The following is a 17,981-nucleotide window of genomic DNA, read 5'->3' on the forward strand; positions in this document are numbered from 1 at the left end:
GGGATACGATGAAACAAACCCATTCGCTACAGCAAAAAGCAGGGCAGTTATTAATCATATTACTGCCTATTTTAATCACCCAGCTTGCTTTATGTGGAATGAACTTTTTTGATACAATGATGTCCGGCCATGTCAGCCAAAATGACTTGGCCGGAGTAGCTATTGGCACGAATATCTGGATGCCGATTTTTACAGGAATTAATGGGATTCTCATAGCGGTTACGCCGATTATGGCTCAACTCTATGGTGCAGGGCGCAAAACAGAGATCCCTTTCGTCGTCTTGCAAGGCGTATATCTTGCTGTTGCCTTAGCAGTCACAATTATTATCTGCGGTATTTTTACAGTGAATCCGATTTTGATACTCATGCATTTGGAGCCTGCTGTTCAGTCGATTGCTTATCAATTTTTAAAAGCCCTTGCATTAGGGATTGTTCCTTTTTTTATATGTACAGTTTTACGCAGTTTTATCGATACTTTGGGCTATACCCGTGTGACAATGCTGATTACACTTAGCGCATTACCCATTAATGTTTTGTTTAATTACCTGTTGATTTTTGGAGTTCATGGGTTTCCAAAACTTGGTGGTATTGGAGCAGGATATGCAACTGCAGTTACATACTGGTACATCGCAATTGTTAGCTTTTTTATTATCAGCTATATGTCGCCGTTTAGGGAATATCGCATCTTTGCTACCCTTTACCGTCTTTCTATGCATGCTTGGAAAGAGCAAATTCGCATTGGCGTACCGATCGGTCTGGCTATTTTTTGTGAGACGAGTATTTTTGGTGCGATGGCATTTCTCATGGCCAAATTCGGTACAGTAACGATTGCTGCCTATCAGGCGGCACTGAATTTTGCATCCCTGGTTTATATGCTGCCACTCAGTATTGGGATGGCACTTACTATCGTTGTCGGTTTTGAGGTTGGTGCCAGACGTTTGCAAGATGCGCGGCAATACGGATATTTAGGTCTTGCTATGGCTGTTAGTCTAGCCGGGTTCTGTGCAGTGGGGCTATTCCTTTTTAATGCGGAGGTGGCCTCCTGGTATAGTACAGATGCTGAAGTACTTCAGTTAACGAAGCATTTTCTGATTTATGCGGCTTTCTTTCAACTCTCTGATGCTTTAGCAGCTCCTATTCAAGGTGTATTGCGCGGATATAAGGATGTAACGGTGACCTTTGTTATGGCGATGATCTCTTATTGGGTAATTGGTTTGCCAACGGGCTTTATTTTAGCCAATTACACTGAGTATGGTGCAACAGGCTATTGGATCGGGCTTATTCTGGGGCTGGCAGTTGGTGCAATTGCATTATCTGCGAGGCTGATAAAACGGCAGCGAAAGGAAATGCTGCTGCAGTGAAAAAAGGGGACTGCCGACCGACTTTAGCGCTCATTTACCAGAGGGAAAAGCTGTATTGCGTTACCTTACTAATAAAAAATGTCTTAGGGGATTTATTACCCTAAGACATTTTTTATTAGTAAAATATTTTTCATGGCGCGATTATGGCGGCGTAATTAGCTTAATGTTATTACTGTCAAAGAACTCTACAAATTCAATGCCTGGCTTTTCATTTGTAATAAAAACATGAATATCCTTTAAATCGCAATAGGTAGTTAAGGAAACCTTACCCAGTTTGGTGTTATCCGCTAATACGATAACAGTATCGCAGTTTTCTACCATGTGTTTTTTTATATCATATTCAAAGGACGATGAATTAGTGATGCCCTTGGCAATGGAAATCCCGGTGGAAGCCATAAAGGCTTTGGAAATATTGTATTTTTTTAGTGAGTTTACGGCATCCATGTCAACAAAAGAATTGGTTGTTCTAAATAATACGCCCCCTGTACAAAGAATGTTCAGGTTTGGATACGGCAGGGAGCTCATGATTACATTGAGGTTATTGGTAATAATGGTTAAATTTCGCACTTCTGCCAAATGAGGCATCATATGCATGGTTGTCGTTCCGGAATCAATATAAATGATATCGCCGTCCTGGACAAAATTACTGGCTAATTTGGCAATGATCTGCTTGGCGCTGATATTTTTTTCTTCCCGCGATTCAAAAGGCTCAGTGGTCTTCTTATCATTCAGGACGATGCCTCCATAAACCTTCTTAATAATCCCGGTGCTTTCCAGTTCATTAATATCCCGTCTCATGGTGTTTTTGGAAACATTGAATAGATTGCACAAATCTTCTAAAGAGGCTCGCTCATTTGCAACAATGTAATTCTTTAGGTCCTGGATTCTATTTTCCTTCAAACTCTCACTCCCATTCTATTTCTCCATTGGTACTGTGTCCAATTACTCCTAGATTATATATTGGATTTCCATTTTTTTCAAATAAAATTATTGAAGTCGCTTTAGACATGTTTATTATATAACAAACAAAATATAAAACAATAAAAATATGAAAAATAGCATAAAAATAAAACAATATTAATATAGATGTTACCAAAATATAATCAAGAAATAACAACAAAATTACCAAAAAGACAAATAAAATGTTGAAATTGTTTGAAAAGCATATTATAATACAAAAAGGAAAGGCAGATGATAGGACCGTATAGAGAAAGATGATCAAAATGTGATCAGAATGAAACAGAGTCAAACTGATTGAGGAAAAGAGGCGGTTTTAATTTGGCTAATTTGTTTTTATCTCCTCCGAAAATAATATCCGGCAGTAATGCATTAGAGCAATCGGGTGCCTTTTTACAAGGTTTGGGCAGTAAAGCATTAATTGTTACTGATGAAATTATGCTTAACATTGGAAATGTGCAAAAGTTAACCAAAGTATTGTGTGACAATGGCATTGAGTTTCAGGTGTTTGCTGAAGTTAATACTGAGCCTACCGATCAAATGGTCAGCCGGGGCGTTGCCGTATATCGTCAAAGTAACTGTGATTTTCTGATTGCCATTGGAGGGGGCAGCCCGATTGATGCAATGAAAGCAATTGGCGCAATGATAACCAATCAGGGTGCACTTGCTGACTATATGGGAAAAGAAATAAGCAATTCACCTCCCGGACTGGTTGCGATACCAACAACTGCCGGTACCGGTTCAGAAGCTACGCAGTTTACCATTATATCGGATACAAAAAACAATATAAAAATGCTCCTGAAGGGAGCCGTATTGCTTCCGAAGCTGGCAATTGTTGATCCGGCGCTCACCGTGTCGGCTCCGCCGCAGGTTACCGCAGCGACCGGACTTGATGCCTTAACTCACGCTATCGAAGCGTACACCTCCAGGAAAGCACAGCCGTTGTCAGACAGCTATGCGCTTTTTGCCTGTAAACGGATTTTTGCAAATTTACGTCAAGCTTATTCTGATGGTAATAATATTGCGGCAAGGGAGCAAATGGCACTGGCTTCCCTGGAGGCTGGTATTGCTTTTAATAATTCGTCGGTCACCATTGTCCATGGCATGAGCCGCCCTATCGGTGCTGTATTTCATGTGCCTCATGGAATTTCCAATGCAATGCTGCTGGGGGCATGTCTTAGTTTTGCCCAGACAGGAGCAGAGGCCCGGTTTGCCGGGATTGCCAGGACAGCAGGCTTTTGCCGGAAGGGGATGAGTGATAAAGAGGCGGCGGAAGAACTTATCAAAGAAGTTGTAAAATTGTGTGTTGATTTACATATTCCTAGTTTGGCCGAGTTCGGTATTGACCGGCAGGAGTTTCTGAAAAATACAGATAAAATGGCCGATGATGCTCTGCAGAGCGGCAGCCCTCAAAATACCTGGCGTGAAGTGAATAGAGCAGATATTATTGCGATTTATAAGAAGTTATGGGAATAAGAAGTTGTTTTAGGGAGGTAGCCAAGTGCCGTTAGTTACAATGAAAGAGGTAGTAGCAAGAGCAGATCATGCCGGCTACGGAGTAGGGTCCTTTAATGTGGTGAGTATGCAGACCATCATGGGCGCTATAAAAGCGGCCGAAGATGCCAATTCGCCGATTATTCTGCAGGCTGCAGAAGTAAGGTTAAAACATTCTCCCTTAAATTTGCTGGGACCTATGATGGTAGAAGCTGCCAGGAAAGCCAAAGTACCTGTTGCGGTACATCTGGATCACGGATCACAGCTGGAAATCATTAAACAAGCCTTGGCTATGGGATTTACTTCCGTAATGTATGACGGCTCTCATCTGCCGCTGGAAGAAAATATCAAAAAAACACGGGAAGTTATCAAACTGGCCAAAGAATACGGTGCTTCCACCGAAGGCGAAATCGGCAGAGTGGGCGGGAGCGAAGACAGTTCGGAAGACATAGAAATGGTGATCACCCAGGTGAAGGATGCGAGCAGTTTTTTTCAGCATACCGGAGTGGATACTTTGGCGGTGGCAATCGGTAATGTTCATGGCATCTATAAAAGTGAGCCTAAACTGCAGTTTCAGAGGTTGATGGAGATTAAGCAGGCCGTAGGCATACCGCTGGTTTTACACGGGGGCTCAGGCTTGACAAACAGTGATTTTCGCCGGTGCATAAGCTGCGGGATAAAAAAAATCAACGTACAAACGGCAACCTTAACGAATGTGGTAAGAAAAGTACGGAGTTTATTAAGTGAAACAAAGGAAGTTGATTATTTCACCTATCATCAGTGTGTAATTGATGCCGCTTATGAAAGTGTAGGCAGTCATATCGAAGCATTCCAAAGCGGTAACCAGGCTTAAAAGGAGTGGAAGAAGATGAAAACTATTCAGTTTGATGAAGCAAGAAAGCGGGACATTATTCCCCTGGGCAGAATCGCAATAGACTTTAATCCGGTGGATTTTAACCGCCCGCTGGAAGAAAGTACTACCTTTAAAAAATACCTGGGCGGATCACCGGCCAATATCGCTGTTGGCATGGCCCGGCTGGGGAAACGGGTAGGCTTTATCGGCAAGGTTTCCAATGACCAGTTTGGCAGGTTTGTTACCGGTTACTTTAAGCGGGAAGGCATTGATATTTCCCGGATTGCGATTGCCCAAAAAGGCGAATCACTAGGGCTGACCTTCACTGAAATATTGAGTCCTGCTGAAAGCAGTATTCTGATGTATCGCAATGGCGTAGCTGATTTGGCGCTGACGACAGAAGAGGTTGACGAGAATTATATAAAGGATTCAAAAGCTATTATTATATCCGGTACTGCCCTGGCAGCCAGTCCTTCCCGGGAAGCGGCCCTGCTAGCGGTAGAGTATGCAAAAAAGCATGGCACCGTAGTTATATTTGATGTTGATTATCGCAGTTATACCTGGCAGTCACCAGCTGAGATGGCTATATACTACGCAGCCGTAGCCCGGTTAAGTGATATTATTCTGGGATCAAGAGAAGAGTTTGATTTAATGGAAAGCCTAACAGCGCCTTTAGGCAGCAGTGACAGGGAGACAGCTGACAGGTGGATGGCCTATGACAATAAGATTGTTGTTATCAAGCACGGCAAGGCTGGCTCAACGGCTTATACAAATGACGGAGGCGTCTATAAGATCAAGCCTTTTCCTGTACAGTCATTAAAATCCTTTGGCGGCGGCGATGCTTATGCGTCAGCCTTTCTTTATGGTTTAATGGAAGGCTGGGATATCGTTGATTGTCTTGAGTTTGGCAGCGGTGCCGCATCTATGCTCGTTTCGGCTCACAGCTGCTCTGATGCCATGCCGAAAGCGGAAGAAATCCGTGAGTTTATCCGTAAGAAAAAAGAAGAGTTTGGTGAAATGGTGGCCCGCGGCTAATCAACTATTGAGGAGGGCAAGAAATGCTTAGAATCAGGCAGGAAGGGCCTTTTAAGTATGGCTATAATCCAATCACTGCAATGGATGAAATGAAAGAAAACACGCTGATGGATTTCGGAATATTGCGACTTGCCGCCGGCCAGACAGAGCAGATTTTCGATGCCAACAAGGAAAGCGCTGTTTTGCTTATCCAAGGAGAAGTTACCTTAGGCTGGGCCGGTCAGGAAAGAACAATCAGACGGTTGTCCTGTTTTGATGAGAATCCCTGGGTTTTGCATGTACCGAAAAACATGACAGTAAGAATTCATGGCATAGCAGGCGATTCCGAACTTAGCATAACCCAAACCACTCACAAGACCATGTTTGAACCGAAGCTGTATACGCAGGCTGAATGCCAGGCGGAAGAACGGGGCAAAGGAACGCTGCAAGAGGCATCAACGCGGATTGTACGTACCGTTTTTGACTACACCAATGCTCCTTACTCCAATCTGGTGGTTGGCGAGGTTATCGATTTTCCCGGTAAATGGTCTAGTTACCCACCGCATCACCACCCCCAGCCGGAAATATATTTCTATAAATTTTATCCTGAACAGGGCTATGGATTTTCCGAGTTAGGCGAAGAGGTCGTGAAACTTCGCAATAATGATACGGTGAAAATACTGGATGATGTCACTCACCCCCAGACTACTGCCCCCGGCTATGCGATGTATTATATCTGGGTGATCAGGCATCTTGCCGAAAATCCGTATAAAAGCCCGGAATATCCCGTGTTTAATCCGGAACATCTCTGGGTCACGGACAAAAATGCGAGAATATGGCCTGATAAAGTATGAGCAGAAAGGAGTACACCATGAAAACGATACGGCTTACCATGGGGCAAGCCCTACTCAGGTTTCTTGACAATCAATATGTGGAATTTGACGGACTGGAAAACAAGTTCGTTAAGGGCGTATTTACTATCTTTGGTCATGGTATCGTAGTTGGTTTTGGTGAAGCTCTGGAACAGTATCAGGGCGATATCATAGCTTACCAGGGAAAAAATGAGCAAGGCATGGCTCATGCGGCAATTGGTTATGCCAAGCAGAAGAACAGGCGCGAAATAATCGCCTGTACCTCCTCGATCGGACCTGGTGCGCTTAATATGATTACCGCTGCCGGGACTGCGACGGTAAACCGGATTCCGCTGCTGCTTTTGCCGGGAGACACATTTGCCTGCCGGCAGCCTGACCCGGTTCTTCAGCAAGTGGAAAACCCTACCAGTATATCCATTACAGCCAATGATGCCTTTAAGCCTGTTTCGCGGTACTGGGACAGAGTGGTGCGCCCGGAACAGCTGATGACAGCGATGATCAATGCCATGCGGGTATTGACCGACCCGGCCGATACCGGGGCAGTTACTATTTGCCTTCCTCAGGATGTGGAGGGCGAAGCTTATGATTATCCGGTAGAATTTTTTGCTAAGCGCGTTCATCATATAAACCGGCGAATTGCTTCACCAGGAGAAATTGCAAGAGCGGCAGCCGCGATTGTAAGTAAGAAAAAGCCTGTTATCATCTGCGGCGGCGGAGTGGTGTATTCCGAAGCGGGAAAACAGCTAAGCGACTTTGCCGAAAAATTTGGCATACCAATCGGGGAAACACAAGCGGGCAAAGGTATCATTCCCTGGAACCATGCGTTGAATTTAGGGGGCATCGGCGTTACCGGAGGCTATGCAGCCAATACGATTGCCGCACAGGCTGATCTGGTCATTGCGGTAGGTACGAGGCTTTCCGATTTTACCACAGCATCCAAATGGCTATTCCAAAATCCGAATGTTGAGTTCCTGTCAATCAATGTTAATTCTTTTGATGCTTATAAAATGAACTCGATGACGGTAATCGCCGATGCGAAGGAGGCGCTGCAGGCACTGACGGCGGTCTTGGAAAAGGATGGTTATCAGTCGCATTATACGGAGGAAATTGACAAGGCCAAGGCCGTCTGGGATGAAGAGGTTGATAAGTTATTTACCGCTGAATCAGCACAGGGGCTTTCCCAGACCCGGGTTCTGGGCGAAATAGCCAAGCGGATTGATGCAGATGCGGTTATTGTTGGCTCTTCCGGAAGCTTACCCGGTGATTTGCAAAGACTGTGGCGGCCGGTTCAGCCGAAAACGTACCATATGGAATATGGATTTTCCTGCATGGGCTATGAAGTCAATGCCGCACTTGGGGTAAAAATGGCAGAACCTCACAAAGAAGTATATTCGATGGTCGGTGACGGCAGCTTCCAAATGCTGCATTCCGAACTGGTGACAAGTATCCAGGAAGGCTGCAAAATCAATGTGCTGCTCTTTGATAATTGTGGATTTGGCTGTATCGAGAATCTACAGAATTCTCAGGGAATACCGTCTTTCTGTACCCAAACAAAATTTCGCGATCCCCAAACAGGGCGGTTAACCGGTAAGAATGTTCCGGTTGATTATGCGCAATGTGCCAGAGGATATGGTGCCGAGGCTTATACCGTAACGACGGTTGAAGAATTGGCGGCAGCGCTGGAAAGTGCGAAAAAGGCTGCTGTATCCACGCTTATTGATATAAAAGTGCTTCCCAAGACAATGACAGGCGGGTATGAGTCCTGGTGGCGGGTTGGTGTTCCGGAAGTATCGGAAAACAGCCAGGTCGTGAAGGCTTACGGACAGCTTGTAAAGGAAGTTGGTAAAACAAAAAAATTCTAGGTCCGGAGGTTTTGATATGTTTGATAAAAGCAAAGTAGCTTTAGGGATAGCTCCTATAGCATGGACGAATGATGATCTGCCTGAACTTGGCGGTGAAAACACCTTTGAGCAATGTGTAAGTGAAATGGCGCTTGCCGGATTTACGGGCAGTGAAGTCGGTAATAAATATCCCCGCGATACGGAAGTTTTAAAAAAAGCCCTGTCGCTGCGTGGTATAGCAATAGCCAGCGCCTGGTTCAGTTCCTTTTTAACCATCAAGCCGTATGAAGAGACGGCCGAAGCCTTTATCAGGCACAGGGATTTCCTGCATGAAATGGGCGCTAAAGTTATTGTTGTTGCTGAGCAGGGCCACAGTATTCAGGGAATTGCCGATGCGCCGGTCTTCGAAAAAAAGCCTTTTTTTACAGAAACCGAGTGGGAACGGCTGGCCCGGGGTCTGGAGAGCCTGGGAAAACTTGCCGTCGAGAAAGAGATGAAGCTTGTTTATCATCACCACATGGGGACTGGTGTCCAGACAGCAGCGGAAATTAACCGGCTGATGCAGATGACAGATCCCAGTCTGGTATACCTGCTATTTGATACGGGGCACCTGACATTTTCCGGGGAAAATCCGGAAGAAGTTTTGCTTACGCATGCAGGCCGGATTAAACATGTTCATTTAAAAGATATTCGCCGCGATGTTTTACAAAAGGTAAGCAAAGAGCAGCTCAGTTTCCTGGAAGCGGTAAAAGCAGGTGCGTTCACTGTGCCGGGAGATGGCATGATTGATTTTGAACCGTTATTTAACATACTCTGCAAAGCAAATTATCAGGGCTGGTTTATCGTTGAAGCGGAGCAGGACCCGGCTCTTGCCAATCCGCTGGAGTATGCGATCAAAGCAAGAAAATATATCCATGAGAAAACAGGCCTGTAAGCTGGAGCTGCTATTGCGTTAAGCAGTGGCCGTTTTAGGTGACAAGCCTGTTGCCGCATGAATAGCGATTTGTATAACAGCAGCTAGGAAAGGGGCAATTAGGAAGCTTGTTTTTAAATACAGCGGCCACTTGAAGGTAAAGCAAATTTTTAGGAGGTCAAAAGATGGGACAAAAGATCAAGGTAGGGGTAATTGGTGCCGGAAGAATTGGCAAAATTCACGCAAGCAATATTATTAAAAATTTTGCCGATGTTGAAGTAAAGGCAGTAGCGGATATCTATGCCGATGCCATCAAGGATTGGGCAGCAGAGCTAGGCATTCAGCATGTATATGCCGACTACAAAAAAATTATTGAAGATAAGGATATTGACGCCGTAATCATCTGCTCGTCAACCGATACGCATTCGCAAATCACCATTGAAGCCGCTCAGGCGGGTAAGCACATATTTTGTGAAAAGCCCATTGATTATGATATTGCCCGCATTCACCAGGCACTGGAAGCGGTAAAACTAGCTGGTGTTAAGTTTCAGGTCGGCTTTAACAGGCGTTTTGATCATAACTTTAAGAAGGTTAGAGAGTTAATACAAAACGGATCAATCGGCGATGTGCAGATTGTTAAAGTTATCTCCCGCGATCCCGCTCCGCCGCCTGCAGAATATGTAAAAGTATCGGGTGGAATGTTTCTGGATATGACCATTCATGATTTTGATATGGTGAGATACCTGACCGGCAGCGAAGTAACCGAAGTATATGCTAATGCCGCAGTTCTTGTAGATAAAGCAATCGGCGAAGCAGGCGATGTTGACACTGCGCTTATCAGTCTGAAATTTGCCAATGGCGCTATTGGGATGATTGATAATTGCCGGCAGGCTGTATATGGCTATGACCAGCGGGTAGAGGTGCTTGGAACAAAGGGCGGCATAACGGTAACGAATGATACGCCGACGACGGTGGTCGTAAGCACTGAGTGTGCAGTTACGGCAGATAAACCGAAATACTTCTTCCTGGAAAGATACATGGAGTCATTTGAAGCGGAGATGAAAGAGTTCTTCCAGAGCATTGTAACCAATACCGAACCGGTGGTGACCGGGATAGATGGATTAAAACCGGTGCTTATCGGATTGGCTGCCAAAAAATCGCATGAAGAAGGCAGGCCGGTTAAACTATAAGCTGCCTTTAATGACTGGCAATATCGCAGTATGGCTGGCAGACCTGGCGTAGATGTCCCGGACACTGTGAGCTGGCAGCTGCTAGCTGTACGGCGGACGGCAGCGGACTTTATAAGCAATAATGAGGTGAATGCTTGAAAAAAACGAAAATAGTTTGCACGATGGGACCGATGACCGATAAACCTGAGGTCATTGAGCAGATGATTACAGCCGGAATGAATGTAGCACGGTTTAACTTTTCCCACGGCACTCATGCTGAGCAAGGCTCCCGTATGAATTTGGTAAGGAGTGCAGCCCAAAAGGCAGGCATTCCAATCGGATTGATGCTCGATACAAAGGGGCCGGAAATGCGGCTGGGGTTGTTTGCCGGCGGCAAGGTTGATCTTATCGAAGGTAATTCGTTTGTATTAACAACCCGGAATGTAGCAGGAACAGCAGAAGTTGCTTCCGTTAATTTTTCCCGCCTGCATGAAGAAGTAAAGCCTGGTGACCGGATTCTGCTGTCTGACGGTCTTATCGGGCTGAAAGTGGAGGCAGTTGTTGGCGATAACATCACTACCAGCGTGCTCAACAGTGGTGTGATTGGTGACCGCAAGCGGGTTGCCGTGCCTGGAGTGGCGATTTCTTTGCCGCCGCTGTCTGAACAGGATATCCGGGATATTCAATTCGGAATAGACCAGAATGTTGATTTTATTGCCGCTTCCTTTATTCAACGTGCGGCTGATGTTCTTGCTATCCGCAGGATAGTAGAAGATGCTGCAGCAGATATAGCCATTATTGCAAAAATCGAAAATGCTGCCGGTGTAGAAAATATTGACGAAATACTGCAAGTAGCAGATGGAATTATGGTAGCCCGCGGAGACCTGGGCGTGGAAATTCCGGCCGAAGATGTACCATTAATTCAAAAGCAGCTGATAAAAAAAGCCAATGCTGCCGGTAAGCCAGTTATAACGGCAACCCAGATGCTGGAATCAATGATTCATAATCCCCGTCCTACCAGAGCGGAAGCAAGTGATATCGCCAACGCCATATTTGACGGAACGGATGCCATTATGCTCAGCGGCGAGACTGCCAACGGAAAATACCCGGTAGAAGCGGTTCAGATCATGGCAACAATTGCCCTGCGGACAGAAGCGGCGGTACTGCTTGATTATCAGACTGCAGTACAGGGGAGTTTCCAGGTGCGGTCAACAACAGATGCAATTAGCCACGCTACTGTCCAGCTTGCCTTTGAACTAGGTGTATCAGCCATTGTTGCAGCAACTGTTTCGGGGCAAACAGCCCGTATGGTATCCAAATACCGTCCGGCAGCAGTCATTGTAGCCCAAACACATAACATAAAAACTTTTCATAAATTATTATTATCCTGGGGGGTATACCCTGTTTTAGGACAAGAGGCTTTTTCCGGCGATGATATGGTTGCTGCTGCAGTTGCAAGTGCCTTACGCAGCGGCATTGTAAAACAGGGGGATTTGATTGTTATTACTGCCGGATTGCCTGTAAGCAGGAGTGGAACAACGAATATGATCCGCGTACATACCGTGGGGACTGTTCTGGCACAAGGTGTAGGCATCGGTAATAAAACAGTCAGCGGCCGGGTGTGTGTGATCCGGGACAGACAGGATATGCAGACTAAAAAAATTGCCGGGACTATTCTGGTGCTGACGAGTGTGGATGAAAGCATAGCTGCTCGGGCTGCTGAAGCTGATGCTATCGTGACGGAAGAGGGCGGTTTAACTTCACAGGCGGCAATCATTGGTATTTGTAAAAGCATACCGGTAATTGTGGGCAGTGAAAATGCGGTCGCCTTGCTGACCGATGGCATGACGGTAACAATTGATGCAGAGCATGGTTTGATTTATGAGGGAATTGTACAGGTCCGATAACCGGTAACAGGCATACACGACAACCCCGATATTCTGCAGAAAGGCTGAAAAGAATTCCGAATAGTCCAATTAGCCCGAATAGTAACATTTAATTTATTTGTGGATGAAATTAGCAATTTCCTCAGGTGAAATGCGCGCCAGAGGCGCGGATAGAATTAAGAAGGAGTGCGAAATATGAAGTTCTTAAAATGGTTTTTAACGGGTGAAGAAAAACCCCGGATTCAAGACCCTGAAACAATAAAACGAATGTTTACCAAAGCCCGCTGGCAGGGGCTTAGTGCGATGATAATCGGGTATGGAATGTACTATGTAGTTCGTATGACACTGGGAGTCGTAAAAAAACCAATGATTACGGAAGCCGGATTTACCGCCTCCCAATTAGGGACAATTGGCGCATGCATGCTGATTGCAATCGCTTTTGGCAAGTGCTTTAATGGTTTTATTGCCGACCGCTGCAATGTAAAGAAAATAGTGCCCCTTGGACTGCTGGGGGCAGCTGTAGTAAATATTATTTTAGGTTTTACACCTTATTTTTGGGTATTTGCATTTTTATGGTTTGTTAATGGCTGGTTTCAGTCCATGGGCTCGGCACCATGTATTGTGTCGCTGACCCAATGGTTTTCCAAGCGCGAGGTAGCGACACAATACGGTGTATTCAGCATTGCTCATTATCTTGGCGAAGGGGCGACATTTATAGGAACGGCATTGCTGGTAGTTCATTTTGGCTGGCGTTCCGCTTTTTTAATACCAGGTCTGATTTGTTTGTTTCTGGCATTTATTATGTATAAATTTATGTATGATCGTCCCCAGGCGTATGGCCTGCCTTCGGCCAATGAATATAAGGGCGAGGCCATCGAAGTAAAAAAAGAAAAAACCAAGACAACGAAGGAAGCGCAGTTAGAAGTAATCAAAAATCCTTATATCTGGTTAATTGCTCTGAGTGCTACCTTTTTGGGAATTGCCCGTTACTCGATGAACAGCTGGGGAGTCATCTTTCTGCAGGAAGCAAAAGCATATGATCTGGTCGCAGCCGGCAGTGTTCTGGCGATCACACCATTGATGGGCGGTTTGGGTTCTTTTGTATCTGGTTTTATCTCCGATAAGTTCTTCAAATCGAATCATGCCCTGACAACAATCGTCTTTGGCCTGATGATGCTGGCAGGCATAGTGGGCTTTTGCTACACTCCGCCAGGTCATCAGCTTTTGGATACAATCTGGGCGGCAGTTTTTGGCTTTGGCCTGGGTGTTATTCTTTGCTTTATCGGCGGCATGCTGGCAGTTGATCTTTGTTCGCAGAAAGCAGCCGGTGCGGCAATGGGGACAGTTGGCCTGCTGTCGTACGGCGGGGCGGCAGCACAGGATTTTATCAACGGGTGGATGATGGATGCCAGCATTAAAGTAATAAATGGCAAGACCATCTATAATTTTGACAATATTATTCTGTTCTGGATGGGGTCGGTTGCATTAATGGTTGTATTGATCATACCGACATTATGGGCTAAAAAAGCAGGGGCGAAGAATTTCGCAGAAGACGCGACAGGCTGTCAGCAATAATTTTTACTGACAGAATAGACAGGGGGAACTAACTTTGACCGGTCCTTATTTGCTTGCACCTACGCCAACAGGCATAACGATTGTATGGGAAACTGCCATGCCTGTACAAAGTAAGGTCTGCTACGGCAGCAATAATAATTTTGATAAAAAACTGGCTGTACAATGTGAGCGGGGAACCCCTTGGCAAGACAATAGCGAAGGAATTTGCCTATACCGTGCTGTCCTTACTGATTTGCAGCCTGATACCTTATATAACTACCGGGTAGAACTGGCAACAGGCGAAGTACAGCAGGGCACGTTTCAAACACTCAAAGTCAAGCCGGATAAAATTCATCTTTATACTATTAGTGATTCTCACGCTTTTGCAGTACATAATTACCTTACGGAGAGTGTGTTTGCATCACGGCCGGATTTTATTATCCATGCCGGTGATATTCCGATCGGTACAGGCTATCAAAAAGAAACCTTTGCAGATTTGTGGTTTAAGCCGGGGGCAGAACTGTTGAAGCATATTCCTGTTGTATACATTGATGGAAATCATGATGCAGGCCCTTATTTTAATGACTATTTTATGACGGCACAAAGAAATACCTATAAGGCATCTCCTAATGGGCTTCATTATTCCTTTGGTTATGGTAATGTTCATATTGTCATGATGAACAGCAATCCCTGGGGTCTTGCTGAAATGAATGCCGTCATGTCTAATCTGCCGGTGCCCGAAGATACCGTCATAACCGTTAAAGAGTCTTTACAGTGGCTGGAGGAGGAGCTGAAATCAGCTGCCGCAGTGCAGGCCAGGTGGCGCATCGTGATTATGCATCATCCCTATACAGATAATTTTTCCCATAAGCATATTGCCGGAATTGTGGAAAGGAACAATGTTAATCTCATGATCGGGGGCCATCTTCATTTTTACCAGAAAGGGGTCTCCATCAATCCGGCAGTAGGGGCTAACATTCTTTATATCACGCAGGGAAGCGCCCAGGACCTGGCCGGTGTAATTAATTACGGTCTGCCGCAGGAGCGAATATTGTCCGAATACCCGGAAATAATCGCGATGGGCAAGGGAATATACAGCACGCTGGATATCACCGATGATAAGCTGGTATATAAGACATACGGCATACCTGAAGGCGAAACGCAGCCTTGTGTGCTTGATGAAACTACGCTGGTACAGGAAGAGTGCCCTGTTTTATTAGCGAATGTGAGGATTAACGTCAGTCCGGACAAAAGAACAGTTTCTTTTGCCGGGACCGTTCAGAATACCGGCAAAGGGTTAGCTGCAGTTGCCGTAAAAGTGCTGGATAACCAACAGGAAAGAATAATTAATTTATTTGGTTTACCAGGTAGGGAACGGGTAGTTACGTTAAATGCCGGTGAAAAGAAAGAAATAGCCGGGACTGTTATGCTGCATAAGGCAGGCAAGCACGGCATTCAAATCGGTGGTGTGCTGCAGATGGTTGATGTGCCCGAAGCCAGCGCTGCTTTGCAACTGAAACATATGACTGCCCGTATTGGCCAGGGCGAAGCTGCTAATGTTGTTTTTGCTGCAATAGAAGTTAATAATCCGCACAATAGCAGGCAGCAGGCCGGGCTTGACTTTTATGTCAATGAAGCAGTTGCCGGTACCCGGCAAATCAGTTTGGCACCCTATGAAACTAAGCTTGCTGAGTTTGCTTACCGGTTCTCACAGGGCGGGGAATACCAGGTGAGAATAGGCGATGCAGCCGGTATGAAGATTCAAATTGAAGGTGCTATGAAAGTAACTCCGCTGGTCAAGGATTTGTCCGGCAGAGGCAACCACGGTATTATCAGGGGCAATCCGCAATTTATCAGCTTGCCCGATGGGGCAGTTGCATTAGCGCTGGAGCATGACGGCGATTATATTGAGATTCCTGACCATCCCAGCCTGCATGTCCGCAATGGCTTTACCGGCATGGTGTGGGCCAATATGCAGCATTTAGCCCGGGACGGCGAAAGGGATCATAATCCGCTGATGGTTAAAGGACCTGCTGTGGGCTGGGGCGTTAACTATTTACTCCGGATGGTCATTAAGAAAATCGGCGTGGCAGCCTGGGGCACTTGTCACGGTATTACCGAGTATGCCTGGGACGGGGGTAAAGTGCCGGTAGGACAATGGGCTCAGTATACCTCGGGCTTTGACCGTACAGGCGGCGGTACATCTTATATCAATAATGAAAAAGTGGCTGAGATTGCCGGTATCGGCATGAAAGCGGAATTGCGCTGCTGGGAAGGTTATCCGCTGTTTATCGGATATGCGGGAATGGGACACGTAATTAAGGAACTGAAACGGCCTAAATATTTCACTCATTTTCCCGGACAGGTGAGCCAAATCCGTTTTTACGCTGCGAAACTGTCGGCAGAGGAAAACAAATATGTAAATGACCATCCGGGAGAGCTCGGTCCGAAGGCTGAAGAGCTGCTGGTATGGCTTAACTTCAAGGATATTGAAACAAAGGGAGCACATACAACAGAGTGGCGCCGGCCGGCTCATTTTATACCTGATTACCGGGCAGACAAAAGACTGTGGAATTTCACTACTCTGACTGTAAATGCCCATATACCGGGAGCGGCTTCCATAACAGCCATCGTTGAGGTGTCGGACGACCAGGAGACCATCAAGAGCTCCAAACAAGTGCTGCTGGCTGACGGAGAAACAAGCTTTTCACTTGCTGATTTACCGCAGGCACAGTTCCTGCGAATAATAAGCTGCTTTTGCGCGGCCAGCGGTTCCGGCACAATGGAAATACCGGAATTGAATTGGTACAAAGTGACGGCCCGGTTGGAGAAGGAAGTTGTTCAGTTAAGCTGGGGAACCCGTGCCGAGTGGGAACAGGGCAGTTTTGCCGGAGCTGTCGGCTTTGAACCGCTAAACCGTACCAAGGTGATTGAAGAGTATACAGATGTAATTCACTAGCCTGCGCTTTTGGTCAACAAAAGTGGAAAGGAGGGGATGGCAGCAGCGAGGGCTTTCCCGGGATACTCACTAAAATGAGGAGGGGTCTTATGCACAGGATTTTATTTCGGAAAAGGGCCGGTCTTACCCTGTTTTTAACATTGCTGTTACTTTGTCAGATTTCATTCTTAGCAATGGCAAACGAAGCTCCGAAGGGGCCGGTATTAAAGGTTGACCGGCAGGATATTTCCCAATTGCCAAGAAACTTTAGAATCTCCAATGATCCGTTTAAAGCAACCTTAAAAGACGGCAGCATACCATCGCGAGCGGGTATGGATAAAGTCAGAGCATCTGCAAGCAGCATCTTTTCGGAAAAAGAATTTGAACAGGTTTTGGCAAAGCTTCCTGTCGCCAGTAACAAGGTTATTGTTGTGGATTTGCGTCAGGAATCGCATGGTTATCTGAACGGTACGGCAGTAAGCTGGTATGCCCCCAATAACTGGGGCAATGATGGTAAAACGCTTGCGCAGGTAAAACCAATTGAAAGGGAACTGCTTAATAATGCGTTAGCTAATTCACCGGTCACGATCTATAATTTTGACGATGATAAGAATGTGCTTACTACCAGCTTTCAAATGACGGTCAATAGCGCACGCACGGAAGAGGAAATGGTTAGATCTCATGGCGCCGGTTATTACCGGCTGGCCTTATCGGACCATTTCCGGCCGGAAGATCAATATGTAGATGAATTTGTTGAGTGGTACAAGCAACTGCCCAAAGATGCCTGGCTGCACATTCACTGTTTTGCCGGAATGGGCCGGACCACTATCTTTATGGCAATGGTTGATATATTGCAGAATGCCAAAAAGGTCAGCTTTGACGATATTGTTGGGCGGCAGGCGCTGATTGGTATTGTCGATCTTCGCGATATCGGGAATAAACAAAACTGGAAGCGTAAGGCTTATATCGAACGTCTGCAATTTACCAAGCATTTTTATGAGTATGTAAAACAAAGTCCTAAAGAATTTCCGGTGAAATACTCTGAATGGGCTAAAAATCATGACTATTAATATAAAATAAACTCTCTACAAGACTGTCGTTTGGCGGATAAAAGTGGCGGAACTCTTTT

At 45.7% G+C, this 17,981-nt stretch carries 13 protein-coding genes; 12 read left to right on the plus strand and 1 reads right to left on the minus strand.

Going from position 1 to position 17,981, the window contains the following annotated elements; genetic code table 11:
• Nucleotides 1-8 precede the first annotated feature (8 nt).
• Nucleotides 9-1,361, plus strand: a complete 1,353-nt coding sequence (locus tag RTR76_RS10440; protein ID WP_312520262.1) for an MATE family efflux transporter — start codon at nt 9-11, stop codon at nt 1,359-1,361.
• A gap of 141 nt (nt 1,362-1,502) precedes the next feature.
• On the opposite strand, the gene RTR76_RS10445 is transcribed toward RTR76_RS10440, so the two are convergent.
• Nucleotides 1,503-2,261: a DeoR/GlpR family DNA-binding transcription regulator gene (locus RTR76_RS10445; protein WP_312520265.1), complete on the minus strand. Its 759-nt coding sequence runs from the start codon at nt 2,259-2,261 to the stop codon at nt 1,503-1,505.
• 378 nt (nt 2,262-2,639) lie between these two features.
• Between RTR76_RS10445 and RTR76_RS10450 the strand changes: the two genes are divergently transcribed.
• From RTR76_RS10450 to RTR76_RS10500, 11 genes are all read left to right on the plus strand, one after another.
• Entirely contained in the window at nt 2,640-3,794 is a 1,155-nt protein-coding gene (locus RTR76_RS10450; protein WP_312520268.1) for an iron-containing alcohol dehydrogenase, read from the plus strand.
• 25 nt (nt 3,795-3,819) lie between these two features.
• Complete coding sequence (locus RTR76_RS10455) at nt 3,820-4,665, plus strand: class II fructose-bisphosphate aldolase (protein ID WP_312520273.1); 846 nt, start codon at nt 3,820-3,822, stop codon at nt 4,663-4,665.
• 15 nt (nt 4,666-4,680) lie between these two features.
• A complete protein-coding gene (gene iolC, locus RTR76_RS10460) occupies nt 4,681-5,700 on the plus strand; it encodes a 5-dehydro-2-deoxygluconokinase (protein ID WP_312520276.1) in 1,020 nt (339 codons plus the stop codon).
• A gap of 23 nt (nt 5,701-5,723) precedes the next feature.
• A complete protein-coding gene (locus tag RTR76_RS10465) occupies nt 5,724-6,533 on the plus strand; it encodes a 5-deoxy-glucuronate isomerase (RefSeq protein WP_312520279.1) in 810 nt (269 codons plus the stop codon).
• 17 nt (nt 6,534-6,550) lie between these two features.
• On the plus strand, nt 6,551-8,413 hold the full coding sequence (iolD, locus tag RTR76_RS10470; RefSeq protein ID WP_312520281.1) for a 3D-(3,5/4)-trihydroxycyclohexane-1,2-dione acylhydrolase (decyclizing): 1,863 nt from the start codon (nt 6,551-6,553) through the stop codon (nt 8,411-8,413).
• A 16-nt stretch (nt 8,414-8,429) separates the two neighbouring features.
• On the plus strand, nt 8,430-9,326 hold the full coding sequence (iolE, locus tag RTR76_RS10475) for a myo-inosose-2 dehydratase (RefSeq protein ID WP_312520284.1): 897 nt from the start codon (nt 8,430-8,432) through the stop codon (nt 9,324-9,326).
• Between the two features lie 164 nt (nt 9,327-9,490).
• Nucleotides 9,491-10,495, plus strand: coding sequence for an inositol 2-dehydrogenase (iolG, locus tag RTR76_RS10480; protein WP_312520286.1), 1,005 nt, complete (start codon nt 9,491-9,493; stop codon nt 10,493-10,495).
• 134 nt (nt 10,496-10,629) lie between these two features.
• Nucleotides 10,630-12,381: a pyruvate kinase gene (gene pyk / locus RTR76_RS10485; protein ID WP_312520289.1), complete on the plus strand. Its 1,752-nt coding sequence runs from the start codon at nt 10,630-10,632 to the stop codon at nt 12,379-12,381.
• 174 nt (nt 12,382-12,555) lie between these two features.
• The gene (locus RTR76_RS10490) at nt 12,556-13,935 is read left to right on the plus strand and encodes an MFS transporter (RefSeq protein WP_312520292.1); all 1,380 of its coding nucleotides are present in this window, start codon (nt 12,556-12,558) and stop codon (nt 13,933-13,935) included.
• Nucleotides 13,936-13,969: 34 nt separating this feature from the next.
• Nucleotides 13,970-16,873: a metallophosphoesterase gene (locus RTR76_RS10495; RefSeq protein ID WP_312520295.1), complete on the plus strand. Its 2,904-nt coding sequence runs from the start codon at nt 13,970-13,972 to the stop codon at nt 16,871-16,873.
• Nucleotides 16,874-16,962: 89 nt separating this feature from the next.
• Nucleotides 16,963-17,922, plus strand: a complete 960-nt coding sequence (locus RTR76_RS10500; RefSeq protein WP_312520298.1) for a protein tyrosine phosphatase — start codon at nt 16,963-16,965, stop codon at nt 17,920-17,922.
• The last annotated feature ends 59 nt before the right edge of the window (nt 17,923-17,981 follow it).

The sequence above is a fragment of the Anaerospora sp. genome (assembly GCF_032013335.1).
GTDB lineage: Bacteria > Bacillota > Negativicutes > Sporomusales > DSM-15969 > Anaerospora.